This is a genomic window from Rhodoplanes sp., assembly GCF_013377085.1.
Lineage (GTDB): Bacteria > Pseudomonadota > Alphaproteobacteria > Rhizobiales > Xanthobacteraceae > Rhodoplanes.
The window spans coordinates 1-13,404 of record NZ_JACAAX010000030.1 but is presented as its reverse complement, the minus strand read 5'-3'; the positions used below and the strand labels follow the sequence as shown (position 1 = coordinate 13,404).

8 protein-coding genes and 1 pseudogene are annotated in these 13,404 nt (G+C 68.1%); 7 read left to right on the top strand and 2 right to left on the bottom strand.

Features of this window, described 5'->3' with window-relative positions; translation table 11 throughout:
* The first annotated feature begins 387 nt into the window (after nucleotides 1-387).
* Genes gltB through HXX10_RS19370 form a run of 3 tightly spaced genes read left to right on the top strand, consistent with a single transcriptional unit; the run spans nucleotide 388 to nucleotide 6,907 of the window.
* A complete protein-coding gene (gene gltB, locus HXX10_RS19380) occupies nucleotides 388-5,103 on the top strand; it encodes a glutamate synthase large subunit (RefSeq protein WP_296524462.1) in 4,716 nt (1,571 codons plus the stop codon).
* A 5-nt stretch (nucleotides 5,104-5,108) separates the two neighbouring features.
* Entirely contained in the window at nucleotides 5,109-5,477 is a 369-nt protein-coding gene (locus HXX10_RS19375; protein WP_296524461.1) for a hypothetical protein, read from the top strand.
* 14 nt (nucleotides 5,478-5,491) lie between these two features.
* Nucleotides 5,492-6,907, top strand: coding sequence for a glutamate synthase subunit beta (locus HXX10_RS19370; protein WP_296524460.1), 1,416 nt, complete (start codon nucleotides 5,492-5,494; stop codon nucleotides 6,905-6,907).
* Nucleotides 6,908-6,933: 26 nt separating this feature from the next.
* Here HXX10_RS19370 and HXX10_RS19365 read toward each other — a convergent pair whose 3' ends face one another.
* Nucleotides 6,934-7,863, bottom strand: a complete 930-nt coding sequence (locus tag HXX10_RS19365; RefSeq protein ID WP_296524459.1) for a LysR family transcriptional regulator — start codon at nucleotides 7,861-7,863, stop codon at nucleotides 6,934-6,936.
* A 241-nt stretch (nucleotides 7,864-8,104) separates the two neighbouring features.
* Here HXX10_RS19365 and HXX10_RS19360 point away from each other — a divergent pair, with 241 nt between their 5' ends.
* From HXX10_RS19360 to HXX10_RS19345, 4 genes are all read left to right on the top strand, one after another.
* On the top strand, nucleotides 8,105-9,463 hold the full coding sequence (locus HXX10_RS19360) for a citrate:proton symporter (protein ID WP_296524458.1): 1,359 nt from the start codon (nucleotides 8,105-8,107) through the stop codon (nucleotides 9,461-9,463).
* 51 nt (nucleotides 9,464-9,514) lie between these two features.
* Nucleotides 9,515-10,387, top strand: a complete 873-nt coding sequence (locus HXX10_RS19355) for an NAD(P)-dependent oxidoreductase (protein ID WP_296524457.1) — start codon at nucleotides 9,515-9,517, stop codon at nucleotides 10,385-10,387.
* 22 nt (nucleotides 10,388-10,409) lie between these two features.
* A complete protein-coding gene (locus tag HXX10_RS19350; protein ID WP_296524456.1) occupies nucleotides 10,410-11,099 on the top strand; it encodes an RraA family protein in 690 nt (229 codons plus the stop codon).
* A gap of 75 nt (nucleotides 11,100-11,174) precedes the next feature.
* Nucleotides 11,175-12,137 carry an amidohydrolase gene (locus tag HXX10_RS19345; RefSeq protein WP_296524455.1) on the top strand — a complete coding sequence of 321 codons (963 nt, stop codon included), beginning with the start codon at nucleotides 11,175-11,177 and terminating at the stop codon, nucleotides 12,135-12,137.
* A gap of 188 nt (nucleotides 12,138-12,325) precedes the next feature.
* Here the strand turns inward: HXX10_RS19345 and HXX10_RS19340 are convergent.
* Nucleotides 12,326-13,404: pseudogene (locus HXX10_RS19340) on the bottom strand (DUF459 domain-containing protein); the annotation flags it as partial.

Here is a 13,404-nt window from a genome sequence, read left to right as displayed (position 1 = left end):
GGTAGTGCGATGCGGGAGGAGGGGCCCATTCGCTGGCGGAGGCCGTGGAATTCGGGCACAGTCCCGGAATCAGAGGCCCGGTGCCTTGAATGCATGGCAAGATTTTGGCATTGTTATTTAGGACAGCATTGCTGTCTTAGTTTTCTGAATTGGTTCTGACGTCTCCGGTCGGGATCTCGGCGGGTCCGGCGCATGTCGGCGGAAGTCGCGCGTCACCGGAGGTGAGCCGCATGACGTCATCCGGCCGGACGTTCGGCTGATGACAACCAGCCTGCCTTTGTCGCATCACCGCGAGGTGGTGATGCGGCAGGGTGGGCATGCCCGCGTCGGGTGCGTCCGTTCTCGGATGGGGCGCGTCGGATGGGTGAGCGAGACGAGGGTTTGCACATGACCGCGATCGGGTCCGACCAGGATTTCGAGGACCAGCAGGCCGGCGGGTTGCAGGCGACGGATGCGGCGCAAAGCGTGCCCGCGGCCGCGCAGGCGCGTGGCCTCTACGATCCGGCGCTGGAGAAAGATTCCTGCGGGGTCGGCTTCATCGCCGACATCAAGGGCCGCAAGTCCCACAAGATCGTCGAGGACGCGCTGGCCATCCTGTGCAACCTCGAGCACCGCGGCGCCGTCGGGGCCGATCCGCGCGCCGGCGACGGCGCCGGCATTTTGGTGCAGATCCCGCACAAGTTCTTCGTCAAGAAGGTGGCGGAACTCGGCTTCGGCCTGCCGGAGCCCGGCCGCTACGCGGTGGCGCAGCTCTTCCTGCCGCACGACGAGGACCGCCGCGAAGAGATCATGGAGCTGATCGCCGCGCAGGCGCATCGCGAGGGCATGACCATCCTCGGCTGGCGCGACGTGCCGACCGACGATTCGAGCCTCGGCTATTCGGTGAAGCCGACCGAGCCGTTCCACCGCCAGGTCTTCATCGGCCAGGGCGATCGCCGGTTCGAGGAGGACGATTTCGAGCGCCGCCTCTACGTGGTGCGCAAGACGATTTCCGGGATGCTCTACGAGAAGCGCGGCCGTAACACGGCGCTCTACTATCCGGTGTCGTTCTCCTGCCGCACCGTGATCTACAAGGGCATGTTCCTGGCCGACCAGCTCGGCAGCTACTATCCCGACCTCTCCGACCCGGACTTCGAGAGCGCGCTCGCGCTTGTGCACCAGCGCTTCTCCACCAACACGTTTCCGACCTGGTCGCTCGCCCACCCGTACCGCTTCATCGCCCACAACGGCGAGATCAACACGCTGCGCGGCAACGTCAACTGGATGGCGGCGCGGCAGGCCTCGGCGCGCTCCGACAAGTTCGGCGACGACATCGAGCGGCTGTGGCCGATCTCCTACGAGGGCCAGTCGGACACCGCCTGCTTCGACAACGCGCTCGAGTTCCTGTTCCAGGGGGGCTACTCGCTCGCCCATGCCGTGATGATGATGATTCCGGAGGCGTGGGCCGGCAACCCGCTGATGGACGAGCATCGCCGCGCCTTCTACGAGTACAACGCCGCCCTGATGGAGCCTTGGGACGGCCCGGCCGCCATCGCCTTCACGGACGGCCGCCAGATCGGCGCGACGCTCGACCGCAACGGCCTGCGGCCCGCCCGCTATCTCGTCACCCGCGACGGCCGCATCCTGATGGCCTCCGAGATGGGCGTGCTGCCGATCCCGGAGAAGGACATCGTGGTGAAGTGGCGCCTGCAGCCCGGCAAGATGCTGCTGGTCGATCTCGAGCAGGGACGTCTCATCCCCGACGCCGAGATCAAGGCCAGGCTGGCCCAGAAGCACCCCTATCACGAGTGGCTGTCCCGCACCCAGCTCGTGCTGGAGGATCTGCCGCCGGCGAGGAGCCGCCCGGTCGCCTCCAACCTGTCGCTGCTCGATCGCCAGCAGGCCTTCGGCTACACCCAGGAGGACATCCGCTTCCTGATGGCGCCGATGGCCTCGACCGGCGAGGAGCCGGTCGGCTCGATGGGCAACGACACGCCGATTTCGGCGTTGTCGTCCAAGCCGAAGCTGTTGTTCACCTACTTCAAGCAGAACTTCGCCCAGGTGACGAACCCGCCGATCGACCCGATCCGCGAGGAGCTCGTGATGAGCCTCGTGTCGATCATCGGACCGCGGCCGAACCTGTTCGACCTCGAAGGCCTGTCACGGGTGAAGCGCCTGGAGGCGCGCCAGCCGATCCTCACCAACTGGGATCTGGAGAAGATCCGCTCGATCGCCGACGTGGAAGGGTCGGAGTTCCGCTCGACCACGCTCGACACCACCTGGGCGGCGGCGGCCGGCGTCGACGGGCTGCGCCCGGCCATCTCCGAGCTGTGCGCGCGCGCCGAGCAGGCCGTGCACGACGGCATCACCATCATCATCCTGTCGGACCGTGCCGTCGGCGTCGACCGCATTCCGATCCCGTCGCTGCTCGCCTGCGCGGCCGTGCACCACCATCTCATCCGCCAGGGTCTGCGCACCTCGGTCGGCCTGGTGGTCGAGTCCGGCGAGCCGCGCGAAATCCACCATTTCTGCTGCCTCGCCGGCTACGGCGCCGAGGCCATCAACCCCTATCTCGCCTTCGAGTCGCTGCTCGCCATCCGTGACGAGCTGCCGAACAAGCTCGACGAGAAGGAGGTGGTGAAGCGCTACATCAAGTCGATCAACAAGGGCGTGCTGAAGGTGATGTCCAAGATGGGCATCTCCACCTACCAGTCCTATTGCGGCGCCCAGATCTTCGACGCGGTGGGGCTCAAGTCCGACTTCGTCTACTCCTACTTCACCGGCACGGCGACCCGCATCGAGGGCGTCGACATCGACGAGATCGCCGAGGAGACGGTGCGGCGCCATCGCGACGCCTTCGGCGACGCGCCGGTCTATCGCAACGCGCTCGACGTCGGCGGCGAGTACGCCTACCGCACCCGCGGCGAGGAGCACGTCTGGACGGCCGCCAGCGTCGCGGCGCTCCAGCACGCGGTGCGCGGCAACTCGCTCGACCGCTACCGGGCCTTCGCGGCGATCGTCAACGAGCAGTCCGAGCGGCTGCTGACCATCCGGGGCCTGTTCCGCATCAAGTCGGCGCAGGAGGACGGCCGCACCAGGGTGCCGCTCGACGAGGTCGAGTCGGCCGCCTCGATCGTCCGCCGCTTCGCCACCGGGGCGATGTCGTTCGGCTCGATCTCCCGCGAGGCGCACACCACCCTCGCCATCGCCATGAACCGCATCGGCGGCAAGTCGAACACCGGCGAGGGCGGCGAGGAGTCCGACCGCTACAAGCCGCTGCCGAACGGCGACTCGATGCGCTCGGCCATCAAGCAGGTGGCGTCGGGCCGCTTCGGCGTCACCACCGAGTATCTCGTCAACTCGGACATGATGCAGATCAAGATGGCGCAGGGGGCCAAGCCCGGCGAGGGCGGCCAGCTTCCCGGCCACAAGGTCGACAAGACCATCGCGCGGGTGCGCCATTCGACCCGGGGCGTCGGCCTGATCTCGCCGCCGCCGCATCACGACATCTACTCGATCGAGGATCTGGCGCAGCTCATCTTCGACCTCAAGAACGTCAATCCGCTGGGCGATGTCTCGGTGAAGCTCGTGTCCGAGGTCGGCGTCGGCACGGTCGCGGCCGGCGTCTCCAAGGCGCGCGCCGATCACGTCACCATCTCGGGCTTCGAAGGCGGCACCGGCGCCTCGCCGCTCACCGCCATCAAGCACGCCGGCTCGCCGTGGGAGATCGGCCTCGCCGAGACCCACCAGACGCTGGTCGCCAACCGCTTGCGCGGCCGCATCGCCGTGCAGGTCGACGGCGGCATCCGCTCCGGCCGCGACGTCGTGGTCGGCGCGCTGCTCGGCGCCGACGAGTTCGGCTTCGCCACCGCGCCGCTGATCGCGGCCGGCTGCATCATGATGCGCAAGTGCCACCTCAACACGTGCCCGGTCGGCGTCGCCACCCAGGACCCGGTGTTGCGCGCCCGCTTCAAGGGCACGCCCGAGCACATCATCAACTACTTCTTCTTCGTCGCCGAGGAGGTGCGCGAGCTGATGGCCGAGATGGGCTATCGGCGCTTCGACGAGCTGGTCGGACAGATGCAGATGCTCGACCAGCGTCGTCTCGTCGAGCACTGGAAGGCCAAGGGGCTCGACTTCTCGCGCCTGTTCATGAAGCCGATGGCGCCGGCCGGCGTGCACATCCGCAAGCTGGAGCTGCAGGACCACGGGCTCGACAAGGTGCTCGACCGCAAGCTGATCGCCGAGGCTCGCCCGGCGCTCGACCGCGGCGCGCCGGTGCGCATCGTCGCCGAGATCCACAACACCGACCGCACGGCCGGTGCCATGCTGTCGGGCGAGGTGGCGCGCCGCTACGGCCATGCCGGCCTGCCGGACGGCACCATCCATATCCGCCTGGTCGGCACCGCCGGGCAGAGCTTCGGCGCCTGGCTCGCCCATGGCGTCACGCTCGAGCTCGAGGGCGACGCCAACGACTATGTCGGCAAGGGCCTGTCGGGCGGGCGCATCATCGTGCGGCCGCAGACCGACTCCGCCATCGTGCCGGAGGAGTCGATCATCGTCGGCAACACGGTGATGTACGGCGCCATCGCGGGCGAGTGCTATCTCCGCGGCGTCGCCGGCGAGCGCTTTGCGGTGCGCAACTCGGGTGCGATCGCCGTCGTCGAGGGCGCCGGCGACCACTGCTGCGAGTACATGACGGGCGGCATCGTCGTCGTGCTCGGCATGACCGGGCGCAACTTCGCGGCCGGCATGTCGGGCGGCATCGCCTATGTGCTGGACGAGGACGGCACTTTCCGGAGCCGCTGCAACATGGCGATGGTGGAGCTGCAGCCGCTGCCGGCCGAGGAGGCCACCAACTTCGCCGTCTATCACCAATCGAAGGATCTCGAGACCGCCGGCCGGGTCGAGGTGCTGCGCGACATGACGCGCTACGACGCCGGGCGGCTGCACCTGTTGATCACGCGGCACGCCCGCTTCGCCGGCTCGCGCCGCGCCCAGCACATCCTCGACAACTGGGACGACTATCTGCCGAAGTTCCGCAAGGTGATGCCGCTCGAGTACAAGCGCGCGCTCGCCGAGCTCGCCAAGGAGCAGGAGGCCGCCATGCAGGCGGCGGAGTGAGTGCGGTGGGTCGACGTCGAACCATCGCGTTCGGGTCGATCCTCGTCTTGATCGCCGGGCTCGTGAGCCCGGCGGAGGCATGCCGGGTGTCGCGCCCGCATCCCACTCGGGCCGATGCTGCGGCGGCTGAAAAGCCGCGCATCGGGCTGGTCGGAAGGATACTGGAGCGGTTCGTCTCCGAGCGGTCAATTCGTGGAGATCGGGTCGTCGTCGCGGTCGAGGTGACTGAAGATTTCGGAGCGGAGCTTCCGCACGTGATCCACATCCTCGATCCCGGGTGCTGCATGTGCGTCGACCTCGCAGGCAAGACAGGCGACGAGGTTCTCACGATCGTGAAGCGCCAAGACGACGGCCTCTTCCACCTCGATTACTGAGATGATGGTCAGAAATGGGTAAGGTCACGGGTTTCCTGGAATTCGAGCGCACCGACCGCAAATACGCGCCGGTCGAGGAGCGCCTGCGCAACTATCGCGAGTTCGTGCTGCCGCTGCCCGAGGGCGACCTCAAGCAGCAGGCGGCGCGCTGCATGAATTGCGGCATCCCGTACTGTCACACGGGCTGTCCGGTGAACAATCAGATCCCGGACTGGAACGACCTCGTCTATCTGGACGACTGGAAGACGGCGGCGCAGAACCTGCACTCGACCAACAACTTCCCGGAGTTCACCGGGCGGGTATGTCCGGCGCCGTGCGAAGAAGCCTGCACGCTCAATCTCGAGGACAACCCCGTCACCATCAAGACGATCGAATGTGCGATCGTCGACAGGGCCTTCGAGCAGGGCTGGGTGCGGCCCGAGCCGCCGGTGCACAAGACCGGCCGCCGGGTCGCGGTGGTCGGCTCCGGCCCGGCCGGCCTCGCCTGCGCCCAGCAGCTCGCCCGCGCCGGCCACGAGGTGCACGTGTTCGAGCGCCACGCGCGGGCCGGCGGCCTCCTGCGTTACGGCATCCCGGACTTCAAGCTGGAGAAGCATCTGGTCGAGCGCCGCGTCGCGCAGATGGAGGCCGAGGGCGTCGCCTTCCACTACTTCGCCCATATCGGGTCCAACGTGCCGGCCCGGGAGCTGATCGACACCTTCGACTCGGTCGTGCTGGCCGGCGGCTCCGAGAAGCCGCGCGACCTGCCGATCCCGGGCCGCGAGCTCGCCGGCGTCCATTTCGCCATGGACTTCCTGCCGCAGCAGAACCGCCGCAACAGCGACGAGACGCAACACGTCACTCCGATCCTCGCCACCGACAAGCACGTCGTGGTGATCGGCGGCGGCGACACCGGCTCCGACTGCATCGGCACCTCGGCCCGGCAGGGCGCCCGCTCGATCGTGCAGTTGGAAATCCTGCCGCGCCCGCCCGAAAAGGCCGACAAGCTGCTGACCTGGCCGAACTGGCCGGCGAAGCTGCGCACCTCGTCGAGCCATCTGGAGGGTGCCCAGCGCGAGTTCTCGGTGCTCACCGAAAAGTTCTCCGGCGAGAACGGCCAAGTGAAGAAGCTGCACTGCGTGCGGGTCGACGACACGATGAAGCCGATCCCCGGCTCCGAGTTCGCGCTCGACGCCGAGCTGGTGCTGCTCGCCATGGGGTTCGTCCACCCCGTCAAGGAGGGCATGCTGGCCGAGCTCGGGGTGGCGCTGGACCCGCGCGGAAACGTGCTGGCCGACACCGAGAGCTACCGCACCTCGGTCGACAAGGTGTTCACGGCCGGCGACATGCGCCGCGGCCAGTCTCTGGTCGTGTGGGCGATCCGGGAGGGCCGCCAGGCCGCCCGCGCCGTCGACGAGTTTCTGATGGGGGCCTCTGCGCTGCCGCGGTGACCTTCGGGCGGGTCCGGAGACGGTGCCTACCCGCGGTGCGCCCGGCCGGACGCCGAAATCTCCGGCCCGTGCTGCTGCAGCACGTCGATGAAGTAGCGGGTGGCCGGCGACAGATAGGCCTTGACGCGGTGACCGATGTCCATCGTCCGCTCCATGGTGGTGTGGACGTTCGGTATTTCGACGATGCCGCGGTTGCCGCGACCCGAGCCGATGTTGAGCCGCGACACGAAGGCCAGCAGGTCGGTCTCGACGAGGATCTTCGGCGCGGAGAGCAGCAGGTTGGTGGTGACGACCGCCTCCGGGGGCGGCAGGTCGGACTGAAGAAACACCTTTTCGAGCCACCGCCGCGTCGAGACGGAGCGCAACGGCAGCACCCAGCCGTATTTGCTCATCTCCTTCAGGGTCGCCGTCCTGCGCGACAGGGGATGACCGGATCGCCCGACGACCACGACCGTGTCCGAGAACAACGGCGTCGTCACGATCCCGTCGTTCGCGGCGGCCATGCGGGCGGGGCTCACCGTGACGTCGAGCGCACCGTTGCGGAGCGCATCCTGCAGCACCACGTCGAGCGCGACATCGACCAGCAGCCGAATCTGCGGCGCCCGCTCGCGGAGAACCCTGCAGATTCCCGGGATCACGAACGACGCGATCGATCCGGCGCAGCCGAGCCGGACGACTCCCGCCACGCCCCGGCCGAGCTCGGACACCTCACGACGGATGTCCTGAAGATCGTGCTCCAGCACCCGTAATCGTCCGAACAGGCAGTGGCCGGCCTCCGTCAGCGCGATGCCTCGCCCGGCGCGGTCGAACAGCTTGGCCCCGTAACTGTCCTCGAGACGGACGACGCATTTCGACAGCGCCGGCTGGGTGACGTGGAGCTCCTCGGCGGCCCTGCCGATGTGACCGAGCTCGGCGATCTTCAGAAAGTATCGGAGGTCGCGAAAATCTATACTCATGACCGGCAGGAATGATTGCATGAGATTTTGCGATTAGACCTCGCCACAGGGGCTGTCAATATCGCCGGCGACAAAGAAGCCGAAACAGAAGAGCCCATCGTCCAGATCGCAACCCCTGCCTGTTCCGAGCGAGCCGCACGACCGGAACCATCGCTCGTGACGTGACCCCCGAGCATCCGAACAAGAACACGACGTGGGCCTCTCTGCGGCTCCGCATGTGCACGGCGTCGGGAGAGACGACATGACAGCACTGCTCGGATATCTGATGATCATCAGCTTTCTCCTGCTGGTGATCGGGAAGAAAGCCTCCGCCTTCGGCGGGCTCGTGCTCGTCTCCGTGGTGTTCGGGCTGGCAGCGGCCTATCAGGGCGGTCACGACGCGTCCACGCTGATGGGCTGGTTCCGGGACGGTCTGTTCTACAGCACGGGCAAGAACGGCCGCGTCTCGCTCGGAACGATCAACCCGACCGTCATGATCCTGTTCGCGATCATGTACTTCAGCATCATGATGAATGTCGGCCTGTTCGACCCGCTCTGCACGGTCCTCATCCGGAAGGCCAAGGGCGATCCGCTCAAGATCATCCTGGTGACGGCAGCGACCGCGACGGCCGTGACGCTCGACGGCGACGGCACGACGACCATCCTGATCATCACGGCGACCTTCGTGCCGCTCTACCGGCGCATGGGCATGAAGCTGTCGAACCTGGCGATGCTGATCATCCTGCCGACCAGTCTCGGCAACTGCCTGCCCTGGGGCGGTCCGCTGGCGCGCGCCGCGGCGGTGCTGAACGTCGAGGTGAACGAGCTCTTCGTCCAGATCCTGCCGATCCTCGGCGCCTCGCTCGTCTACGTCTTCGCCATGGCCTGGGTCATGGGGCTGCGAGAGCGCAAGCGGCTGGGATTCGGCGCGGTCGGAACCAAGGCGATCGCGCCGGAGCAGATCGAGGAGATGGTCTCCGTCATCCTCGAGAGCGACAAGGAGCTGAAGCGCCCGCGTCTCTTCGTCTTCAACGTGGTCCTCACGCTGGCGGTCCTCGGCGTCCTGCTGATGGGCTGGGTCAGCGGCGCGATCGCGTTCACGATCGGCACGGCCTTCGCCCTGGCGGTGAACTACAGCGCGGCGGAGCAGCGCGATCGGATCACCGCGAACGGCGGCGACGCGATCGCCGTGACCTCGATCATCATCGCGGCCGGATTCTTCCTCGGCACGCTCAACGGCAGCGGCATGGCCGGCGCCATCGCCCAGACCCTCACCGAGCTGATGCCGGAATCGCTCGGCAGCCACATCGCCATCATCTTCGCCTTCGTCGGCGCCATCGCGTGTTACGCGCTGCCGGTCGACGCCTACTATTTCGGGATCCTGCCGGTCGTCGCGCCGATCGCCTACAAGTACGGCATCACGCCGAACGAGATCGGCATGGCCGCCTTCATGGGGCAGGCGATCAGATACGGCAGCCCGACCGTGGCGTGGCTGTTCCTGCTCATGGATCGGACGGAGATGTCGTTCAGCGAGTATGAGAAGCTGTTCTTCCTGTACTCGATCCCGATGTTCTTCATCTTCATCGTGACCGCGGTCGCGACCGGCGTGCTGCCGGTGTGATCGGTCGGCCCCGGCTGGGCGCGCCGGAGCGAGCTCAACGGAGTGCAAGGCATGACAACGTTAGGGTTCCTGGGATTCGGAGAGGCGGCGTTCAACATCGCCGCCGGACTCAGGGAGGCGGGCCTCGGGAGGATCCGGGCCTACGACAAGGCCTGGAATGTCGAGGGTCGGTCGAAGCTCGTGCGCGAGCGCGCGGCGACCGCGCAGGTCGCCCTAGACGAGACCCCGGAGAGTCTGATCGCCCGGGTCGACGTCGTCGTGTGCTCGATCAGCGCCGACGCCGCGATTCCGGTTGCCGAGGCGAGCGCGCCCCTGCTCTCCAAGGATCAGATCTATGTCGATCTGAACTCGGCCGGGCCGGACACCAAGGTCGCGGTGGACAAGATCATCTCGCCGCACGCGACGTTCGTCGACGTCGCGGTCATGGGCGCGGTGCCGGGCAATCGCCACAAGGTGCCGATGCTCGCCGCCGGCGCCGGCGCGCAGCGCCTGCACGACATCCTCGCACCGTACGGTACCAACATCACGGTGCTGGAAGGCCCGCCCGGCAAGGCCTCGGCGTCGAAGATGTTCCGCAGCATCTTCATGAAGGGCTTCATGATGCTGCTGCTGGAGACCGTGGTCGCCGGACGCTCCTTCGCCATCGAGGACGACATTCTGGCGTCGATCGGCAAGTCGCTGAGCGCCGGCGACTTCAAGGCGTATGCGAGCGACATCCTGTGCCGCGGCGTCGTCCATTCGGAGCGTCGCGAGCACGAGATGGACGAGGTGATCGCGACGCTCAGGAGCATCCGGGTCGACAGCACCATGTCGGAGGCGACCAAGGCGAAACTGAGCTGGTGCACGCAGCACCGGCTGCGTGAGCACTTCGGCGGCGTCGCGCCCAAGGACTATCACGAGATCTTCGAGGCACTGCAGGCTTAAACGACAAGAAGGAACCGCTGCCATGTCCAATCCAGGCTTCCGCATATACACCAGGATCGACCGCCCCGATCGAGCACTGGTCGAGAGCTTCCGCGGACTTCCGGTCGCCAATATCGGCGACACGATCAACCGGTCTTTCATCCTGGATGGCCGGATCAGGAAGATCAGCAAGGGCAATCTCCTCGGCCCGGCGTTCACGGTAAAGACCCGGGCGGGCGACAACCTGATGTTCCACAAGGCACTGCAGATGGCGCAGCCCGGCGACATCGTCGTCGTCGATGCGCACGGCGACTGCACGAACTCGATCACCGGCGAGCTGATGATGCAGGATGCGGCCCGGCGGGGGCTCGGCGGGATCATCATCGACGGCGCCATCCGTGACGTCGCGTCGCTGAGGGAGATGGCGCTGCCGGTCTATGCCGCCGGCGTGACGCCCGCCGGTCCCTACAAGGACGGGCCCGGCGAGATCAACGTGCCGGTCTCCGTCGGAAGCGTCGTCGTGCGGCCGGGCGATATCCTGGTCGGCGACGAGGACGGCATCGTGGTCGTTCGTCCGAAGGATGCAGCCGAGATCCTGGAGAAGGCGCGCAAGAAGCACGCCGCCGAGGAGGCCACCGTCAAGGCGATCGCTGCCGGCACGCGCGACATGTCGTGGATCGACAAGGAGCTGAAGGCGAGGGGCTGCGAGTTCATCGACGACGTCTGCCCCTGACCGGCGAGAAGGGACGCTCCGGCCTCGCCTCCGTGGCCGGAGCGTGAGTTCGAATTCTCAAGCAGAGAGGTTGTCATGAAACGCCACGAGATCGATCGGCGCGCGCTGCTGCAGGCCGCGGCCGGCCTCGGCCTCGCCTCCGGTCTCGGCATTGCGCCGAGCCGCGCCGCCGACGCAGTGCCCTTCACGGCCGGCACCGAGCCGCCGAAGCTGAAGGTGCCGCCGCATGCGTGCGACTGCCACCATCACATCTACGATGCGCGTTTTCCGTATCTGCCGAACGCGGTCCTGAAGCCGCTGCCTGCCACCGCGGCCGACTATCGGCTCCTGCAGAAGCGCCTCGGCACCACGCGCAACGTGGTCGTCACCCCGTCGACCTACGGCACCGACAACAGTTGCACGCTCGACGCCATCAGGCAGCTCGGCTCCGCGGCCCGCGGCGTCGCCGTGATCGGGCCCGACATCAGCGATGCCGAGCTGAAGCGCCTCGACGCCGGCGGCATCCGGGGGATCCGGTTCAACATCTCGCGCGGCGCCGCTGCGACGGTCGAGATGATGGAGCCGCTGTCGCGCCGGATCGCGCCGCTCGGCTGGCACATTCAGGTGCACATCGCCGGCGCCGAGCTGCCCGGCATCGCCGACGTGCTGAACCGGGTCGCCTCGCCGATCGTGTTCGACCACCTCGGCCGTATCCCGCAACCGGCCGGCCGCGATCATCCGGCCTTCGCCGTGGTCGCCCGCCTGATCGAGCGTGGGCGCACCTGGGTCAAGTTGTCGGAGGCCGACCGGGAGTCGAAGTCCGGGCCGCCGCACTACGAGGACACGGCGAAGCTCGTCGCCGCCTACATCTCGCTCGCCCCCGAGCGGCTGGTGTGGGGCAGCGACTGGCCGCATCCGGCGGCCACCAACGGCGAGTTGCCGCTGGAGGACGACGCCGCGCTGCTCGACCTGATGCTCGACTGGGCGCCGGACGAGGCGCTGCGCCACCGTATTCTGGTCGACAATCCGGCCGTGCTCTACGGCTTCCCGAAGGCTTGAAGATCGCGGCGGCTGCTGCTCGGCGCCCACGACGGCTGTCGCCGTGAACGGGCGGGTCCGGTCTTCGTCCGGGCTCGCCCGTTGGCATGTTCTCGGAGCGCCCCTGCTGGCGGAGCGTGTCTGCGGTTCGACGCGCGGCGCGGCCGGGCGGTCCCCGAAGGCTCACGCCGGTATGAGACGCGGTGGGGTCATCGTCCCCCGCCGAACAGGAACGGGAAGAAGGTCGGCCGCTGCGGCGCCTGGCGGACCTGCTGCTGGTATTGCGGCTGCGCCGGGCGGTAGGGCTGGCCGAACCAGCCGAACACCTGCGGCTGCTGCTGTTGTTGCGGTTGCACGCGGGCGACCCGCGGCGCGGTCGGGCCGGCCGGCTTGGGCGGACCGGCGGCGGCGGCCGGAGCGGCAGCCGCAGGGGCGTCGGCCATCATCTGGCGCTCCGCCTTCATAGGGGTCATCGGCAGGGTCGTATAGGCGACCACCGGGTCGGCACCGACCGCGGCGGGCTCGCGGCGCGGCCACGCGAAGTCGTCGGCGCGGCCGGCCGGGGCCGGGATCGCCTCGCCCTTCTGGATCACCTTGGCGGCGACGACATCGAGCGCGGCCGTCTGGGTCTGGCGCGTCCCGCCGACGAGCTGCTCGTCGCCCTCGGCCGGGATCGGCACCCCGGAGAGCGTGATCACCGGGCCGGCGAGCGGCCGCGCCGTGCCGGCCGGCGACGCCGTGGCCGGGCCGGTTCCCGGCTTGGCCGGCTCCGGCGTCTTGGCGGGCTCCTCGACCGGCAGCGCGACCGGGGTGGCGCGGGCCGTCATCCAGCGCTGCAGCTCGCGCTCCACATAGTGGGCGAGCTTGCGGGCGCCGGCCTGGGTGAAGTGCACGCCGTCGCCGGCGCGCAGCCGCCGGATCTGGCCCTCGACGTCGGGGCCCTGCATGGTGAAGCGGCCGCCCTCGTCGACGAAGCCGTCCCACACGTCGACATAGACGATGCCGGCGCGTTCGGCGCGGCTGCGAAAGAGGTCGTTGAGATAGCTGAAATCGGCCGTGGAGCGGGCGCCGCGCACCGGCGGCAGGCCGACCCAGAACACCGGGACGCCCTTGCTCTTGAGGGCCGCGATGGTCTCGTCGATGCGGCGGATGTAGAGCTCGGACCAGCGCTCGGAGCGGAACTCGTGGCTGCCGCTGCCGGTGGTCTGGGCCTGCGTCTCGGCGCCCTCGGCGGGCGGCGCCTCGTCGGGGACGCCGGCGACGGGCTTGCGCGGGTCCGGCTTGGCAT

What these genes read in the sequence shown, in the direction of transcription:
- gltB (WP_296524462.1), top strand. Translation starts at nt 388, where the DNA reads ATGACCGCGATCGGGTCCGACCAGGATTTCGAGGACCAGCAGGCCGGC.
- HXX10_RS19370 (WP_296524460.1), top strand. Translation starts at nt 5,492, where the DNA reads ATGGGTAAGGTCACGGGTTTCCTGGAATTCGAGCGCACCGACCGCAAA.
- HXX10_RS19365 (WP_296524459.1), bottom strand. Translation starts at nt 7,863, where the DNA reads ATGAGTATAGATTTTCGCGACCTCCGATACTTTCTGAAGATCGCCGAG.
- HXX10_RS19360 (WP_296524458.1), top strand. Translation starts at nt 8,105, where the DNA reads ATGACAGCACTGCTCGGATATCTGATGATCATCAGCTTTCTCCTGCTG.
- HXX10_RS19355 (WP_296524457.1), top strand. Translation starts at nt 9,515, where the DNA reads ATGACAACGTTAGGGTTCCTGGGATTCGGAGAGGCGGCGTTCAACATC.
- HXX10_RS19350 (WP_296524456.1), top strand. Translation starts at nt 10,410, where the DNA reads ATGTCCAATCCAGGCTTCCGCATATACACCAGGATCGACCGCCCCGAT.
- HXX10_RS19345 (WP_296524455.1), top strand. Translation starts at nt 11,175, where the DNA reads ATGAAACGCCACGAGATCGATCGGCGCGCGCTGCTGCAGGCCGCGGCC.